Origin of the sequence: Spirillospora sp. NPDC047418 (assembly GCF_040643275.1) — a bacterium.
Taxonomy (GTDB): domain Bacteria; phylum Actinomycetota; class Actinomycetes; order Streptosporangiales; family Streptosporangiaceae; genus Spirillospora.
On sequence record NZ_JBEYTW010000065.1, the window covers coordinates 1 to 14,090 of the forward strand.

The 14,090-nt window shown below is 70.4% G+C and carries 16 protein-coding genes; 7 read left to right on the plus strand and 9 right to left on the minus strand.

Annotated elements, in window-relative coordinates:
- Positions 1-60: 60 nt before the first annotated feature.
- Both ABZ806_RS31080 and ABZ806_RS31085 read right to left on the minus strand, forming a co-directional pair.
- A complete protein-coding gene (locus ABZ806_RS31080; protein WP_500220989.1) occupies positions 61-387 on the minus strand; it encodes a hypothetical protein in 327 nt (108 codons plus the stop codon).
- An 8-nt stretch (positions 388-395) separates the two neighbouring features.
- A complete protein-coding gene (locus ABZ806_RS31085; RefSeq protein ID WP_500220990.1) occupies positions 396-1,163 on the minus strand; it encodes an ATP-binding protein in 768 nt (255 codons plus the stop codon).
- A 702-nt stretch (positions 1,164-1,865) separates the two neighbouring features.
- Here ABZ806_RS31085 and ABZ806_RS31090 point away from each other — a divergent pair.
- From ABZ806_RS31090 to ABZ806_RS31100, 3 genes are all read left to right on the plus strand, one after another.
- The gene (locus ABZ806_RS31090; RefSeq protein ID WP_500220991.1) at positions 1,866-2,735 is read left to right on the plus strand and encodes a helix-turn-helix domain-containing protein; all 870 of its coding nucleotides are present in this window, start codon (positions 1,866-1,868) and stop codon (positions 2,733-2,735) included.
- A complete protein-coding gene (locus tag ABZ806_RS31095) occupies positions 2,719-2,928 on the plus strand; it encodes a DUF397 domain-containing protein (protein WP_500220992.1) in 210 nt (69 codons plus the stop codon). Before ABZ806_RS31090 ends, ABZ806_RS31095 begins: the two co-directional genes overlap by 17 nt.
- Before the next feature lie 267 nt (positions 2,929-3,195).
- Complete coding sequence (locus tag ABZ806_RS31100) at positions 3,196-3,372, plus strand: hypothetical protein (RefSeq protein WP_500220993.1); 177 nt, start codon at positions 3,196-3,198, stop codon at positions 3,370-3,372.
- A 494-nt stretch (positions 3,373-3,866) separates the two neighbouring features.
- On the opposite strand, the gene ABZ806_RS31105 is transcribed toward ABZ806_RS31100, so the two are convergent.
- From ABZ806_RS31105 to ABZ806_RS31115, 3 genes are all read right to left on the minus strand, one after another.
- Positions 3,867-4,370, minus strand: a complete 504-nt coding sequence (locus ABZ806_RS31105; RefSeq protein ID WP_500220994.1) for an aminotransferase class III-fold pyridoxal phosphate-dependent enzyme — start codon at positions 4,368-4,370, stop codon at positions 3,867-3,869.
- Positions 4,371-4,432: 62 nt separating this feature from the next.
- A complete protein-coding gene (locus ABZ806_RS31110; protein WP_500220995.1) occupies positions 4,433-4,705 on the minus strand; it encodes a hypothetical protein in 273 nt (90 codons plus the stop codon).
- A 243-nt stretch (positions 4,706-4,948) separates the two neighbouring features.
- Positions 4,949-5,410, minus strand: coding sequence for a MarR family winged helix-turn-helix transcriptional regulator (locus ABZ806_RS31115; protein ID WP_500220996.1), 462 nt, complete (start codon positions 5,408-5,410; stop codon positions 4,949-4,951).
- Between the two features lie 57 nt (positions 5,411-5,467).
- On the opposite strand from ABZ806_RS31115, the gene ABZ806_RS31120 reads away from it, so the two are divergent.
- Positions 5,468-6,541 (plus strand): GNAT family N-acetyltransferase, encoded by a 1,074-nt coding sequence (locus ABZ806_RS31120; RefSeq protein ID WP_500220997.1) that lies wholly within the window; start codon positions 5,468-5,470, stop codon positions 6,539-6,541.
- Positions 6,542-6,745: 204 nt separating this feature from the next.
- Here the strand turns inward: ABZ806_RS31120 and ABZ806_RS31125 are convergent, their stop codons facing one another.
- A complete protein-coding gene (locus tag ABZ806_RS31125) occupies positions 6,746-7,888 on the minus strand; it encodes a flavin reductase (RefSeq protein WP_500220998.1) in 1,143 nt (380 codons plus the stop codon).
- Positions 7,889-8,134: 246 nt separating this feature from the next.
- On the opposite strand from ABZ806_RS31125, the gene ABZ806_RS31130 reads away from it, so the two are divergent.
- Positions 8,135-9,136, plus strand: coding sequence for a Gfo/Idh/MocA family protein (locus tag ABZ806_RS31130; RefSeq protein ID WP_500220999.1), 1,002 nt, complete (start codon positions 8,135-8,137; stop codon positions 9,134-9,136).
- A 26-nt stretch (positions 9,137-9,162) separates the two neighbouring features.
- Here ABZ806_RS31130 and ABZ806_RS31135 read toward each other — a convergent pair whose 3' ends face one another.
- Genes ABZ806_RS31135 through ABZ806_RS31145 form a run of 3 tightly spaced genes read right to left on the minus strand, consistent with a single transcriptional unit; the run spans position 9,163 to position 11,557 of the window.
- Positions 9,163-9,897: an alpha/beta fold hydrolase gene (locus tag ABZ806_RS31135; protein WP_500221000.1), complete on the minus strand. Its 735-nt coding sequence runs from the start codon at positions 9,895-9,897 to the stop codon at positions 9,163-9,165.
- On the minus strand, positions 9,894-10,457 hold the full coding sequence (locus ABZ806_RS31140) for a carboxymuconolactone decarboxylase family protein (protein WP_500221001.1): 564 nt from the start codon (positions 10,455-10,457) through the stop codon (positions 9,894-9,896). The genes ABZ806_RS31135 and ABZ806_RS31140 overlap by 4 nt, the downstream gene beginning before the upstream one ends.
- Complete coding sequence (locus ABZ806_RS31145) at positions 10,454-11,557, minus strand: LLM class flavin-dependent oxidoreductase (protein ID WP_500221002.1); 1,104 nt, start codon at positions 11,555-11,557, stop codon at positions 10,454-10,456. Before ABZ806_RS31145 ends, ABZ806_RS31140 begins: the two co-directional genes overlap by 4 nt.
- Before the next feature lie 278 nt (positions 11,558-11,835).
- Between ABZ806_RS31145 and ABZ806_RS31150 the strand changes: the two genes are divergently transcribed.
- A complete protein-coding gene (locus ABZ806_RS31150; RefSeq protein ID WP_500221003.1) occupies positions 11,836-13,371 on the plus strand; it encodes an aldehyde dehydrogenase in 1,536 nt (511 codons plus the stop codon).
- Positions 13,371-14,078 carry an enoyl-CoA hydratase/isomerase family protein gene (locus ABZ806_RS31155; RefSeq protein WP_500221004.1) on the plus strand — a complete coding sequence of 236 codons (708 nt, stop codon included), beginning with the start codon at positions 13,371-13,373 and terminating at the stop codon, positions 14,076-14,078. Before ABZ806_RS31150 ends, ABZ806_RS31155 begins: the two co-directional genes overlap by 1 nt.
- The last annotated feature ends 12 nt before the right edge of the window (positions 14,079-14,090 follow it).

Genomic DNA, 14,090 nt, shown 5'->3' on the forward strand with positions numbered 1-14,090 from the left:
AACTCGGGCGGGTGAGGTGGTGGCACGAGACACTTCCTTCCCAAGTTGATCAAGGTCAACTCAGATCGGGTGTCCGTGGAACGGGGGGAAGCTCATCAGGGTTTGTGTCGTGATGAAGATCAGGTCTTGGGCGCGGCGGAGGAAGCCGAGGGTGTGGTCGTCGAGGTGGCCGGTGGTGGACGGTTGGGTGAGGAGGCGGTCGATGGCGTTGTGGTCGGCTCGTTCGGCGAGGGTGCGGATGTTTTTCGAGGGCTTGCAGCAGGTGAGCGTGCTGGTTGGCGGCGTGCATGGAGTCTCGTCCTGTACAGGTGGCGGCTGGGGCCGGGGACGCGGCGGACGGGAGGTGGCGCCGCGTCCCCGGGGAAATGTGGGCCGGGTTTCGGCCATTGGGTTCGTCAGGTTGGTGAGGTCGGGGTGTGGGTCTCGTGGTGGCTGACGATGCGTTCGGCGGTTTCTTGTAGGTCGATCAACGGCTCGCGGGTGTAGCCGTGGCCGTTGTGCCAGGCGAACGCCTTGGGCTCGACCCAGATGTTCACTGTTCCTGCGGTGAGGACGGAGATGCCGCTGTCGTCGCTGCGGCGGGTGGTGGGGACGCCGCGGGATCGAAGTGCCGCGGTGAGCCGATCGGCCGCCGCCATCGGGGCGATGACGCTGCTGGTCGTCGGCCATGGGGTGGGGAGGGCGATCGTGAACCAGACGCATTTGCCGGGCGAGGCGGTCAGGCGTGAGCGGGTGCGGTGCGTGCCGGTGTCGGCTGCCAAGGCCGCGACGATGGCCAGCCCCTTACCGTGCTCATCGAGCAACTCGGCGCCGCGGACGATCGGCCAGGCGCCGCGGTGGGTGTCGAAGACGGAGACGACCAGTTGCGGGGTAGGGCGGGTGCGCGCCCAGATCCACAGTTCGGGCCGCGTGGTCGAGCAGGCGTGGGTACGCGCATTGGTGGCCAGTTCGGAGGCTGCGAGTCTGGCGTCTTCGATCGGGTCGGGGGTGAAGCCCAGTTGGCGCATGGTCGCCGCGACGAGGGAGCGTGCGTGGGAGGCGGCGCTCCGGTCGCCGGGGAGTTGGAAGGCGCAGGCGCCGCCGGCCGGGATGTCGGCGGGGGCACCGGTCAGCATCGTCCGCTCCTGCTCAGAGTCCTGGTTGTGGAGTGACGGCCGCGGCATCGGACACGTCCTCGCGAGGGCCTGTGAAGGGACGACGGGTGTGTGTCCGGCCTCTGGTGGGGCGTCGTGGGGTTGGTGACGCCGCTTTGGAGTGCGCTGGGTGAACGCCGCTGCGGCGGGCGGAGGTTGACCGAGTCGAGTTGCGGGTTCAACTCGGCGGGCGTGGCGGCCTCGTTGAGTCGCGGTGTGCCGTTCTGGGTGTGAGTGAGGGCCCAGTAACTCCCGGTGTGCTCGCCGAACCAGATGGTGGTCGACGGGAACCGGTTGCTGAGGTTGGTGACGGCCTGGTCGGGGTCCTGGGCGGACGTGCCCCAGGGGGCGGGCAATGTCGCGGGCGGCGTCGGGGGCCGGACTCGTTCCCATTCGACAACGGGTCCGTGTTTTGCGGCGGGTGGCATCGCCTGGGCGGGTGATGGGTTCGTACGATCATGCATGGGTTGGACCTCCGGTGTCCGATCAAGGTCTCGGACCGGTGGTGCCACACCGGTCCGAGACCGCCCAACCTTCCGGCCGGGTCTCCCCGCTGGTATCTGCATGGCCGTTGCGTGCTCACGCACAGGCCCTGAGCATCAACAAGCGAAGTAACTCACAGCCATCATGCCTACACGTACCGCATCTGTCTATGTACTAGTTCAGATTCATCTGGTACTTCTTTGCGCGACAGGCGCTAAGGATCATGATCGGCGTGCGACACTGAGCAACATGCCGAACGCGCAGAGTCCGACAGTCAGACACCGCCGGCTTGCTCGCCAACTACGCCAGCAGCGCGAGAAGACGGCACTGACGATGGAAGGAGCAGCCGCCGCGCTGGGTTGGAGTCGCCCGAAGCTGCTCCGCTTCGAAACGGCCAAGACGCGTCCCAAGCCCTCGGACGTCGAGGAGATGCTCGACCTCTACGGAGGGGACGAGGCCGTCAAGCTTGCGCTCATGCAGTTGGCGCGGGACATCCGCAAGCGCGGCTGGTGGTCGGCGTTCAACGACGTCCTGACCGGATCGTTCGCCGAGCTTGAGGACGACTCCACCGCGATCCGCAACTGGCAGGTCCAGTTCATACCCGGTCTGCTGCAGACCAGCGACTACGCGCTGGCGCTCATCCGGATCCTGAGCCCAGAAGACTCCGAAGACGTCCTGCTACGACGCCTCCAGGCACGCATGGCGCGCCGTGCGATCCTGGAGCGGGAGAACGCCCCTTCGTACACGGTCGTCCTGGACGAGTCCGTGCTCAGGCGCGCGGTGGGCGGACCGCAGGTCATGGCCCGGCAGCTTGAAGCGCTCGTGAGCGCCTCCGCCAAACCCAACATCAGCATCCGCGTCATGCCCATCTCGGTGGGCGAGCACGCGGGGATGGACGGCCCCTTCGTCGCGCTGAGCTTCGCGGGGGAACTCGACCAGGACGTCATCTACCTGGAAGGCATGGGCGGGGAGATCTATGTCGAAGACGTCGGTCAGGTCGCGCGCGGTAACGTGAGATTTGACCGCATTTGCGAGCAAGCCCTTTCCGAGGGGGACTCGCTCGCCCTGATCGCCGACATCGCCAAGGAGCACCAGCAATCCCATGAGCCTCCACGATGACCTCTCCAAGGCTCGTTGGCGCAAGGCCAGCCGGAGCAGTGCCAGTGGCAGCGACTGTGTCGAACTCGCCCACGTCTCGGGGATGATCGCCGTCCGCGACTCCAAGCGTCCTAACGGCGTGCCCCTTCTCGTCGACCGCAAGACGTGGCGGGAACTGGCGCACCGGTTCACCAGCGGTGAACTCGACATCTGAGCCTACGAGGGCAGAGGTTTCAGGCGTCAGCCAGTGCGCGGGGCAGTCCGCTGGCCGCGTCACCACGAGCATCCGCGCTGTCACTGCTTCATTCAAGTTCACGGCTGGCAGGTGATCCTGCAGTTCTGCGAGAGCGGCGCCGTGGACCGTCGAGCCTGCGTTGACCACCGCAATGAAGAACTTGGAGGATGTGACGCCGCCTGCCGAGCGCGTCGACGTCGCGTATGCCCTGGTCGCCGACGTGAGCGGTGCTGCTGGTGCGCAACCGTGACACCTGGAGTCTGCCGGGGAGACTCGGGAGGAGCCGGTGTCGACATCGCGGTCGGTGCTGTCGTCCATGTCAGCGAGCGTCTGGACGCTGAGCTGCACGATCTGTTCGTCGTCTTCCACGCCAACTGTCGGGAGGGCAGCCGCTGGCCGCTGGACGTGGTGACGAGGATGTGACGCTTGCGTCCTGAGTGCCGGTGGACAAGGTGAGTGAGCGGATGCCTTTGTATCCCGACGGTGTGGCCGCGATGCTGCGGGCGGGTAGCGCCGGGTACAGCGCTGTCCGCGAGTAGCCGTCCGCTCTACAGCGGGCGGTGCGCTGCAGCGGGCTGGTTCGGCCGTCCAGAGCCCGCGCGCATTCCGTCGCGGCACGCCGGGCGGTGTGGACGGTCATCTCGAGGTGCTGGCCTGTGTGCGCGGCCGTGGGATAGAAGATGCCGCGCACCAGGGTTCCGGAGCGGATCATCAGGTCCAGGAACAGCGTCTTCAACTGTCGGGCGTTGACGCTGGTGTTTCCGGTGGGGCCCTTCAAGTGCACAGGTGGCGCAGGCGCGCGAAGAAGGCGGGGGCGGGTGGGGTGAACCGGACTGGTCCGAGAATGACGGCGGCCAGGTCGTCGCCGTGAGCGGCGCAGAGCCGCTCGACGTCACCGACGTTGTTGTAGGAGAAGTTCAGCGTCCTGGCCCCAGGTTCGGGGGGTGCCACTCGCACTTGGCGACCAAGGTGCGGCCGGTGGCGTAGCGGGCGAGCTTGAGGGCGCCGTCGATGGTGTCGGAGCCATTCTTGGCGAACTTCACCATTTCGTCGGGTGCGGCGACCGTGCTCAGAAACGTCTCGGCCGCGTCGAGTTCCGCGCGGGCCGGTAGTCGGAAGGCGGTACCGCGGGTGAGGGCGCGGGTTACCGCGCCGGTCACGGCGGGGTGGGCGTGGTCGAGCGGGCGGCAGGTCAGCTCGGTGAACCGGTCGATGTAGCGGTGACCGCCGAAGTCCCATACCAGGGCGCCTTCCCTGCGGTCGAGGAGCGGCGGTGCGGTGGGTGGCCATTGGTCGGCGGCCTTGCTGTAGGCGTGGGCGCCGGCGGGGACGATCCGGCGTAGCCGGGTGGCGGCGGCGCCGGACGCGCGGGTGCGCTCGTGAATGGCGGCGGCTCTTGTAGCCGGTGCGGGAAGGCGCAAGTTCGGGGCCGGTCAGGTGAGTTTCAGGGACAGGCCGCCGTCAACGGTTATCACTTGCCCGGTCAGGTAGCCGGGGCATCGTCGCCGAGCAAGAACGCGGTTACGGCGGCGACGTCCTCCGGGGCGGCGACGGGCGGGGGATGCGGGAGCCGCAGCATCGCTCGCGGGAAGTGCAGGTCGGCCAGGGAGGGGCCGGTTTTCGACCGCTCCGGGTGCGACGGCGTTGATGCCGACGCGAGGGCGTAGGACGCGGCCAGCGAGCGGGTGAGCATCGACACGGCGCCCTTGGACGCCTCGTACGCGGGCGAGTCGGGGCCGGGTGAACACCGCCGCAATGGAGGAGACGATGATTGCAGCACGGCACTGCGATCGGAAGATCGGGGGTTCGCATGCGGAGGTTGCGGGTCTTCGGGGCGGCTGGGCGTCCTGTCGTTAGCTCACGTGGGTGCGCGTACTCCTGATAGGTGACGGTCGACCAACCATGGAAAACCGTCGCCTCGCTGTTCTGCGGGGCGATCGGTAATGCTCGACCGCCAGGGCCTCCGTACTCCGGTCTCGGAACGGCCGAGCGGACGGCGTCAGGGCTGGAGTGGCCGGTGCGGCTCGTCTGGGGCCTTCACCTTGGCGGCGATGTGCTCCAGGGCAGCGAGGTCGTCCGGTGCCAGAAGATCGATGAAATGGCGGCGCACCGATTCCACGTGTGCGGGGGCGGCGTCCATCAGGGTGTCCAGGCCGTGTTCGGTGAGGACGAGGAGGCAGCCCCTTCCGTCGGCCGGGTCGGGTACGCGGCGGATGAGGCCGCGCGCCTCCATGCGGGAGGCGTGCCGGGACAGGCGGCTGCGCGACCAGCCCATCTTCGCGGCCTGGCCGTGCAGGGTGCCGGCGTGGTCCGGCCGTTCCGACAGCGTGCTGAGCACCTCGTAGTCGGGCTCGGAGAGACCGACCCGGGCGAGGTCGCGCGCGGTGCCGGTCTGGACGGCGGTCATCATGCGGCGGAAGGCCCGCCACGCCCGCTCCTCGTCCGGAGTCAGCCAGCGCACGGACTCATGCGACGGTTTCATTGACATGTAAACAACCTATCTCCTACATTCGTTTACATGTCAACGAAACAGGCTCGCATCCTCGTGCTGGTGTGCAGCACCCGCCCCGGCGCGCTCGGCCCCGCGGTGGGGGCGTGGCTGACCGAGACGATCACGCCCCGCGCCGCCGAACTCGGCGCCGAACTGGTGCCGGTGGCCCTCGCCGACCTCGATCTCCCGTTCCTCGACGAGGAGGAGCATCCGTCCGCGGGCGTGTACCGCCACGAGCACACGCGCAGGTGGAGCGCGATCGTGGACGCCGTGGACGGCCTCATCGTCGTGACACCGGAGTACAACTACGGGATGCCGGCGTCCCTGAAGAACGCGCTGGACTACCTCTCCAGCGAGTGGGCGTGGAAACCGGTCGGTTTCATCAGCTACGGCAACACCTCGGCGGGCACACGGGCGGTGCAGCACGCCAAACAAGTGGTGACCACACTGCGCCTGGTACCGCTGGGATCCACGGTCGCGCTCCGCATCGCCGACGACGTGCGCGACGGGCGAGTGCGTCCCGCCGCCGCTGCCGGCAAGGCCGCGATCGCCGTCCTGGACGAACTGGTCCGGGTCGCCCACGCGCTCCGGCCGATGCGAGAGCGCGCACGGCCCACCTCGCAGGCCGGACCCGAGCCGGGATCCTACCTGCGGCGATTGACGCCGGACGACGCCCCCGAGGTGACCGTCCTGCAACGGTGCTGCTGGGTGGACGAGGCTCTCGCCAACGACCCCCTGACCGTCCCCGCGCTGCACGAGTCCGTCGAGCAGGTACGTGACTGGCTCGCGAACTGGCACGCGATCGGGCTATGGCGGGACGGCCGGCTCCTCGGCATGGTGCGGACCCGCCGCGACGACGCCGAATGGCACGTGGGACGGCTCGGCGTCGTCCCCGATCTGCGCGGACGCGGCCTGGGACGCTGGCTGCTCCACCAGGCGGAGGCCGCCGCCGACCCGACCTGCCGCCACATCGTCCTGTCCACGGGGGCGGGCAGCCGGAACAACATCGCGCTCTACCGGAGCGAGGGATACCGGCCGGCCCCCCGCCCCGGCGAGGACGGCACCATCCGCCTCACCAAGACGCCCCTCGGCACTGGCTGAGCAGCCGGCCGAGCAGAGGGCCCGCCCGGCCGACCCGGCGTCCGGCGCCACCGCGGCGGCGAGCCCGCCGATGCCGGCCGGCCCCGCGGCGGCGAGTACCGCGATGCCCGAACCGCGATGCCCGAACTGCGTGCAGGCGGGCGGCTTCGGGCGGCGCTTGGAGCGGTTCCGAAGGCTCGGAAAGGCCCGCGCGGGGCGTGTCCTTTAGAGGCGGCCGCCGGTGGCGGCCAGGATTTCGCGGACGCGCTCCTTCGCCAGTTCGCAGTAGTCGATGGCGGCCTGGTTCGCGGCGTGGGCATCGCGTTGGCCGAAGGCGTCCACTAGGCGGCCCTGGGCCTGCACGAACCGCTGAGATGTCTCGGGCGTCGAGCCGAATGAGCGTGTCATCACGCTCTTGATGCTGAGGCGGCCGAACATCGACGTGAGCAGCGGGTTGCGGACGAGGGACACGAGGTATTCGTGGAAGGCGTAGTTGGCGTCGAGGTAGCGGTCGAAGTCCACGAACCGGTCGCCGACGAGTAGTGCGGCCATGGTGTCGAAGCGGCGGCGCAGTTCTTCCACCTCCTCGTCGGTGACCCGGTGGATCGAGAGCGCGATGGCGCCGAGTTCGATCGCGAGCCGGGCGTCGAAGGTCTCGTCGGAGGTGCGCACGTCGAACGGCGCGATGACGTAGCCGCGGTCGGGGTCGCGGCGGACCAGCCAGTCCGCCGACAGCCGGGTCAGCGCGTAGAAGGCGGCCGCCTGGTCGACACCGAGCTGCTCGGCCAGTTCCGCGAGCGGCAGCGCATGGTCGGCGGGGTAGGCACGGCTCAGGACGAGTTCGCGGGCGCGACCGTAGACTTCGTCGTCGCGAGCGAACTCGAACCGGCCGAAGCCGCCGCAGAAGTACGTCAGCGGCTGTCCCCCGCCGGCGGTCGCGGACACCACCCGCCCGAGGAAGATCGTGTGGGTGCCGCCGGCGACCGACTCGACGACCTCGCACTCGATGTGCGCGAGGGCGTCGCTGAGCAGCGGCAGCCCGAGCGTCCCGGTGTGCACGGCGACATCGCGGAACTTGTCGCGGCTGGCGATGGCGAACTGCTTCGCGAGTTCGCCCTGGGCTTCTCCGAGCACGTTCACGACGTACCGGCCGGACGCCGACACGGCCTTCGCGGTCGGGACGGCGTTGTTGACGCAGGCGAGCATCGTCGGCGGGTCGAGCGAGAGCGACGTCACGGAACTCGCGGTCATGCCGTGGCGCTTGCCGTCCGCTTCGGTCGTGATGACGGTGACCCCGCTGGCGAGGTGGCCGGCAACGTGCCGGAAGTGGGCGGCGTCCACCGGTTGCCTGCCGTGGGCGAGTTCCATTCCTACCTCCGTCGTCGCTAACGGGACCGGCAGGCCGGCCTGGGTAGTGCCATTGAACAAAGGGCCGGTACGGCAGGCACTCACGCATGCCGTGAGACGGCCGATGCGCGGGTGCCGGGGGCCGTAAGGCGGCCCGTCCTACCCTGCGAGGCGTCCAGGGGGACTGACGGATTCCGCCATCGCGGCGGCTGGATGTGACGTCGCGGGAGAGTGCGCCTTCCCGAGTGCCGGGGCTTGACTTCAAGGGTGATCAACACAGCCGTCGTGGGCCTCGGATGGTGGGGCCGGAAGATCGTCACCGACCTGGCCGAGAGTGAGCACGTGCGGGTCGTCCTGGGGGTGGACGTCGCCGAGTCCGCCCGTGCGGACGTGGCCGCGCGCGGCGTCCGTGTGGCGGCCTCGCTGGACGAGGCTCTCGCGGACGAGACCGTCGACGCCGTGGTCCTCTGCTCGCCGCACCGGATGCACGCGGAGCAGATCGTGGCCGCGGCCGAGGCCGGCAGGCACGTGTTCTGCGAGAAGCCGCTGGCCGCCACCGCCCGCGAGGCGCGGGCCGCGATCGCGGCGGTGCAGGCGGCGGGGGTGCAGCTCGGCATCGGCCATGAGCGCCGCTTCGAGCCGGCCGTCCGGCGGCTGCGGGAGATGTGCCGGAGCGGCGAGCTGGGCACGCCGCTGGTGTTCGAGGGCAATTTCAGCCAGGACAAGTTCCTGGACCTGCCCGCCGACAACTGGCGGCTGTCCGCCGCGGACGCACCGGTGGGCCCGCTGTCGGCGACCGGCATCCACATGGTGGACCTGGCGATCGCCGTTCTCGGCCGGCCGGTGGAGGTGTGGGCCCGACTCGGGACGCATGCCACGGCGTTCGCGAACGGCGACACCCTCACGGTCACCCTCGGTTTCGAGAACGGCCGGACCGCCATGATCACGGCCGTCCTGACCACGCCGTTCGCCGGGCGGCTGACGGTGCTCGGGTCCAAGGCGTGGGTCGAGATCCGCGACCGCAACCATCCTGAGGACCCCCGGGGCTGGGACGTCACGACGGTGCGCCGGGGCGCGGAACCCGAGAGCGTGTTCTTTCCGCCGCACCCGAGCGTCCGCGAGAACATCGAGGCGTTCGCGCGTGCGGCCGCCGGTGGGACGCCGTACCCGGTGCCGTACGAGGAGATGCTGCACAACGTCGAGGCGTTCGAGGCGATCACCCGCAGTGCCCGGTCCGGGCTCGTGGAGCGGGTGGGCGATCCGTCCTGACCGAAGAGCGCGGACGGTCGGGAGAGTCAGGAGAGGAAGTCCGCCACCAGGTCCGCGAACCGCTTCGGGTGCTCGTATGCAGTGGCGTGCCCGCCCGGGAGCCACGCCACCGTCGGCTCCGGCAGCGTCTCGCCGAACCACTGGGCCGCCTGCCGGAACGGCGGCGCGTCGTCTTCGCCGCACGTCACCAGGACGGGTGCGGTGATCGACCTCACCGCGTCGGTGGTGTCCACGACCGCCAAGGCCCCGCACGTGCGGGCGTACCCCTCGGGGTCGCAGGAGAGGAGGATGCGGCGCACGCGCGCGACCGCATCGGTCTCGTCCCGGCGGAACATCCGGGAGAACCACAGCGCCTCCGTCGCCTCGACGACGCCCTCGATGCCTTCGCGCCGCACCTTGGCCGCCCGGTCGCGCCACATCGCCCGCATGGCTCCGGGGTAGACGGCCACGGAGTCCGCGATGACGAGCCGCTCCACCAGGTCGGGGCGCCGGGCGGCGAGTACCTGCGCGACCAGGCCGCCGAGCGACATCCCAACGAGGTGGACCCGGCCGTGCCGGGCGATGCCGGTCTCGACCGCGTCGGCGAAGTCGTCGATCGACGCACGCCGCGGCGGCGGCGGGGCGGCCCCGTGCCCCAGCAGGTCGGGGACGATCACGTCGCCCATGCCAGCGGGCAACGCCTCGACCACGGGCCGCCAGAACCGGTGATCGACTCCCAGCGGGTGCAGAAGGACCAGCGGAGGCTTCGACGGAGCCGTCATCCTCGCTCCCGCGCCGGCAGTCGCGGCGCCCCGTCGGGCGGGGGCGTACACGCCGCGTTCATCGTCATCGCCAAGGTGGTGTAGTAGCCGGCCGTGCCGACCGCCTCGACGACGCGCACCTCCCCCAGCGCCTCCACGGCGAGGGCGTAGGTCGTGTCGGAGACCCGGCGCGTGGTGTGCAACTCGTCCAGCAGGTCGTACACGAGCCCGACCTCGGGGCGGCCGCCCAGCGGACGGACGCCCCGAGCCACGGCGTCGACGACATCCTCGGGAAGCCCGGCCGCCAACGCCAGCGGCCTGTGGTGACCGAACTCGAAATCCTGGTCCCAGGCCCGGGCGATGTAGAGGATCACCAGTTCGACGAGATCGTCGTCAAGTGCGCCGTCGAACCGCAGGTACTCCCCGACCAACTGGAGCCGGGTCATCAGTTCCGGGCTGCGCAGCAGCGGGACGAACGGCCCGAACACCGCGCCGCGCGGCCCGGAGGCGAGGCGCGCGGCGGCCTCGCGCTGGTCTTCCGTGAGCTGGGCGTCCGGCGGCATCGGCAGGCGGTCGGTCATGCCGACGAGCCCAGCGACGCGTTGACCGCGGGCATGACCTTCTGCGCCATCAGCTCCATCGAGCGGCGGGCGAGCTGCGGGTCGACCCAGTCCAGCCCGGCGTACACGAGCTCGCCGAACTCCCCGATCTCCTCGCGGAAGGCGAGGATCTGCTCGGTGACCGACTCGGGCGTCCCGGTGATGACCAGCTCGTCGAGGACGCCGTCGAGCGTGACCTCCTCGTCCGGCTGGTCGCGATGCGTCGTGAACAGCCCGAGACGCCCGAGTTTCCGCATCTTCGTCAGCATCTGCGAGTAATAGAACCGGTAGGGGCTGTTCTCGTAGTCGCGGCCGTAGGCCCGCGCCACCGCCGGGTCGTCGGCGACGAACACCGTGCGGGCCACGCGCCAGTCGGCGGGGTCGGCCGCCCGGCCGGCGGCCTCCTTGCCCTGGACGTAGTTGGGCCAGTGCGTGGCCACCCACTGCGGGAGCAGGAAGTTGGCCGACAGGGGGTGGAAGTCCCGCCGGCCCATCGCGATGACGCCCTTGGAGAACGGTGCGACGACGGTGCCGACGATCTCGGGGCGGGGCCGCTGGAGCGGCTTCGGCAGGACGCCGACGCCCAGGTCGGGGTCCAGGGTGGTCTCGGTGGTGACCTTGAACCGGTTGTCCGGCAGGTCGATCGAGTACGGCGGGTCCAGCTCCCAGATCCTCGTGATCACGTCGATCGCCTCGGCGAAGATGCCGTTGCGGTCCTCGTGCAGGATGCCGAGCACCTCCGCGTCCGAACTCAGCGCGCCCGGGCTGACGCCGAGGATGAACCGGCCGCCGGACAGATGGTCGAACATCGCCGAGTTCGCCGCCACCAGCACCGGGTGCTGCTGCGACAGGTTCGTGGTGCCGGTCGCCAGCCGGATCTGCCGCGTGTCGGAGATCAGCGTCGCGAGGAAGAGCAGGCTGTTGGTGATGTTCTCGTGCTGGTCGGTGAGGTGCTCTCCGATGAACGCGTCGTGGTAACCCAGCGAGTCCGCCAGGATGACGGCCTCGCGGTCCTCCTGGAGGGTCTCGGCCCAACTCCGGCCACGGGGGTGGAGCGGCATCGAGAAGTAACCCAGTCTCACGGCTTTCTCTCGCTTCCTGTACGTCGCCCCGGGCGTTCTGTCCCGGCGTTCCGGGGCGGTCCGTCCCGGCGTACCGGCAGTCTCGTTCGCAAGCCGTGTCCGGGCAGTGGCGCTGCCCGTGAATCCGCGGGCCGGGAATGACGCAAGCCGTCACCCCGGTCACCTCGATGGTCGGCGCCGCCGGGTCCTCCGTCGCCTCACCGCACCCGTGACGGCATTGACCTATGCCGAAAGGGCTGTATACGGTCTGCCTCGGATGTATACAACAGGGAGGCGTCATGACCCCGGCCGAGATCCCTCCGACGGTCGAACTGCCGTCCGGGCCGCTGGCGACCGGACTGCGCATCGGCGGCCGGACCGTGGCGGGGCGAGGTCCCCGGCTCGATGTCGTCAATCCCGCGACGGGCGGCCTGCTGGCGGTCGCCGACAGCGCCGACCGGGACGATGTCGAGCTGGCCGTCCGGACGGCGCAGGACGCCTTCGACTCCGGCGTATGGAGCCGGATGCCGATCCATGAGCGGTCGCGGATCCTGCACCGGTTCGCCGACGGGATCGCGGCACGGATGAGCGACCTCTACCGGCTGGAGACCGCCAACAACGGCCGGCCGCTCACCGAGACCAAGGCCCAGATCACCAGGCTGCCCGAGTGGTACCGCTATAACGCCTCGCTGCTGCTCGCCGACCGTGACGCGGTGGTGCCGATGCCGGGGCCCTACCACTCCTACACCACCCGGCTCCCCCTCGGCGTCGTCACGATCCTGGCCTCGTTCAACCACCCGATGATGATCGCGTCGAAGTCCCTCGCGCCCGCGCTCGCGACCGGCAACTCGGTGGTGCTGAAGCCGTCCGAGCAGACCCCGCTCACCGCGATGCTGCTGGCCGACATCGCCCGCGAGGCCGGTGTCCCGGACGGCGTGCTCAACGTCGTGAACGGCCTCGGCCCGGTCGTCGGCGCCGCCCTCACCGAGCATCCGCAGGTGAAGAAGGTGGTGTTCACCGGCGGCACGGAACCGGGCCGGTCGATCGCGCTCGCGGCGGCGCGCCGCTTCGCCAGGACCACCCTCGAACTCGGCGGCAAGTCGCCGGTCCTCGTCTTCGGCGACACCCCGGCCGGTGTGGCCGCGCGCGGCGCCGCGTTCGGCGGCTTCATCGGCTCCGGCCAGACCTGCATCGCGGGCAGCCGGCTGGTGGTGCAGCGCAGCGTCCACGACGAGTTCCTCAGTGCGCTGACCGCCATCGCCGAGGGGATCCGCATCGGCGACCCCGCGGAGGAGTCCACGCAGCTCGGCCCGGTGATCTCCGGCAGGGCCCGGGACCGGATCCTCGCCCGCATCGGCGGCGCCGTCCAGGCCGGCGCCCGCGTCGTCACCGGTGGCGGCGCCGCGACCGTGCCCGGGTTGGAGGGCGGCTTCTTCGTGGAGCCGACCGTGCTGGCGGACGTCACCAACGACATGGCCGTGGCCCGCGAGGAGATCTTCGGGCCCGTCGTGGTGGTAATCCCCTTCGACGACGAGGACGAGGCCGTCGCGATCGCCAACGACTCCCCGTACGCCCTCGGCTCCGCGATCTGGACCCGCGACATCGCCCGCGCCCACCGGGTCGCGTCCCGGCTGGAGGCGGGGATGGTCTGGGTCAACGACCACCACCGCCTGGACCCGTCCTCCCCCTGGGGCGGTCTCAAGGAGAGCGGCATCGGCCGCGAGGGCGGCTGGGAGTCGTTCCACGACTTCACCCACGTGCGTGCGGTGACCGTCCGCACGGCACCCGACGACGTCGACTGGTACGGCGGAAAAACGACCGGAAGGCTGAACTGATGAGCGAGCTGACCATCCACCCTGTAGAGGACGGCGTGATCCTGGCCGAGCTGTCGCGTCCCCCGGGCAACCTGTTCAGCATCGCGCTGTGCGAACAGCTGACGGCCGTGCTGGACGACCCGCCGGAGGGCGCGCACGTGCTGCGGCTGCGGGCGGACGGCGAGGCGTTCTGCCTCGGCCGCGACCGCGGCGGGTCGAGCCCGGCCGAGGTGCGGGCGGAGGCCGAGGCACTCGCCGATCTCACCCGCTCCGCCCGGCGGACGCGGCTGGTGACCGTCGCCGAGGTGCAGGGCGACGCGGCCGGGTTCGGCGTCGGCGTCGTGGCGGCGTTCGACGTGTCGGTGGCGGTGCGCGACGCGACGTTCCGCTTCCCCGAGGTCGGGATCGGCCTCGCGCCGGCACTGGTCCTCGCCTGGCTGCCTCGCGTGGTCGGCCGCCGGCAGGCGTTCTGGCTCACCGCGACGGGAGAGCCGCTGCCCGCCGGCAGGGCGGCCGAACTCGGCCTGCTGAACGAGGTGGTCGAGACACGTGCCGCCCTGACCGGGCGAGTGGACGAGATGGTCGCGCGGCTGCGCGGCCACAGCCCCCGGGTGCACGGCGACATCAAGGACATGCTCCGGGTGTTCGGCGACGTCGGCGACGAGCGGGCCCTCGACGTGTCCATCGACCGGCTCGTGGTCGGCTCGCTCCGGCGCGGCGAGGGCTGACGTGGTTTTACG

Coding starts and splice junctions, on each gene's coding strand:
- ABZ806_RS31140 (WP_500221001.1), bottom strand. CDS start 10,457: ATGACCGACCGCCTGCCGATGCCGCCGGACGCCCAGCTCACGGAAGAC.
- ABZ806_RS31095 (WP_500220992.1), top strand. CDS start 2,719: ATGAGCCTCCACGATGACCTCTCCAAGGCTCGTTGGCGCAAGGCCAGC.
- ABZ806_RS31155 (WP_500221004.1), top strand. CDS start 13,371: ATGAGCGAGCTGACCATCCACCCTGTAGAGGACGGCGTGATCCTGGCC.
- ABZ806_RS31085 (WP_500220990.1), bottom strand. CDS start 1,163: ATGCCGCGGCCGTCACTCCACAACCAGGACTCTGAGCAGGAGCGGACG.
- ABZ806_RS31125 (WP_500220998.1), bottom strand. CDS start 7,888: ATGGAACTCGCCCACGGCAGGCAACCGGTGGACGCCGCCCACTTCCGG.
- ABZ806_RS31135 (WP_500221000.1), bottom strand. CDS start 9,897: ATGACGGCTCCGTCGAAGCCTCCGCTGGTCCTTCTGCACCCGCTGGGA.
- ABZ806_RS31120 (WP_500220997.1), top strand. CDS start 5,468: ATGTCAACGAAACAGGCTCGCATCCTCGTGCTGGTGTGCAGCACCCGC.
- ABZ806_RS31090 (WP_500220991.1), top strand. CDS start 1,866: ATGCCGAACGCGCAGAGTCCGACAGTCAGACACCGCCGGCTTGCTCGC.
- ABZ806_RS31080 (WP_500220989.1), bottom strand. CDS start 387: ATGGCCGAAACCCGGCCCACATTTCCCCGGGGACGCGGCGCCACCTCC.
- ABZ806_RS31150 (WP_500221003.1), top strand. CDS start 11,836: ATGACCCCGGCCGAGATCCCTCCGACGGTCGAACTGCCGTCCGGGCCG.